At 68.4% G+C, this 1,041-nt stretch carries 1 protein-coding gene; it reads left to right on the top strand.

What is annotated here, in order from left to right:
• Positions 1-127: 127 nt before the first annotated feature.
• Positions 128-1,041: transposase (locus ABT247_RS33570; protein ID WP_502892552.1), on the top strand; the 914-nt coding region annotated here is incomplete at its 3' end.

Raw genomic sequence — 1,041 nt, 5'->3', positions numbered from 1 at the left:
AGCTTGTTGTTTAACCTCGAGGGTCACTCGACCTGCTGAGATCTCCGGGATCGGGGAGCATACGACGCGGCCGTTCCCCACGCTTCGAGATGTCGAGTCACGAAGTACGAGGGAACGGCCGCTGTTTATGAGTCTTCCAGCCAACGTGCCTGCGAGCGGGGCATTGGACGTCCTGTCCCGCTTTCGGGTCGAGTTCTATGACTGTCTGTACGCCCGTGCGGATGCGTTGTTCGAGCTCACGGATGCAGTGCTGTGCGCGGACGGCCCGGTCAAGACTCTGGTCGAGCTGTCGCTGGCCGTCGAGCACCGGCGCGGGCACGGCGCCTTGTATGCGGCGCTGGACCGTGGCTGGCTGGAGCCGACACGCCTGCGCCGGGCCCTGGCCGAGCTGCCGCTGCCGAAGGCGGCGGACGGGCGGATCATGCTGGCCGTCGACGTGTCCAACTGGCTGCGGCCCGATGCCCCCACCAGCAACAACCGTCTCTTCTGCCACGTCTATGGACGCGGCGATCGCAGCCGCGACCAGCTCGTCCCTGGTTGGCCCTACTCTTTCGTCGCCGCTCTGGAAGCCGGACGCACCTCCTGGGTTGCACTGCTGGACGCCGTGCGGCTGGGCCCCGCGGACGACGCAACGCTCGTGACCGCCATCCAACTACGTGACGTCATCGAGCGGTTGATCCGGGCCGGACAGTGGGCGCCGGACGATCCACAGATGCTGGTCGTCATGGACTCCGGCTATGACGTCGCCTACCTCTCCCATGCCTTGGCCGACCTGCCGGTCGTGCTGGTCGGACGGCTTCGCTCGGACCGGGTCATGCTCCGCGATCCGGGCCCGGCCCGCCCCGGGCCGAAGGGCGGGAGGCCCCGCCGACACGGCGGCGTCCTCACTTTCGCCAAGCCCGAAAGCTGGCACCAGCCCGACGTCACCACGGCTACGGGCACCACCCGCTACGGCAAGGCCGAGGCGATGGCCTGGGACCGGATGCACCCCCGGCTCACCCACCGAGGTCCCTGGCTGGAGCACGCCGAGGAAGAACTGCC

Origin of the sequence: Kitasatospora sp. NPDC001539 (genome assembly GCF_040298565.1) — a bacterium.
GTDB lineage: Bacteria > Actinomycetota > Actinomycetes > Streptomycetales > Streptomycetaceae > Kitasatospora.
Note: the sequence above shows the minus strand (reverse complement) of the source record. Positions and strands in the feature narration are given on the sequence as shown.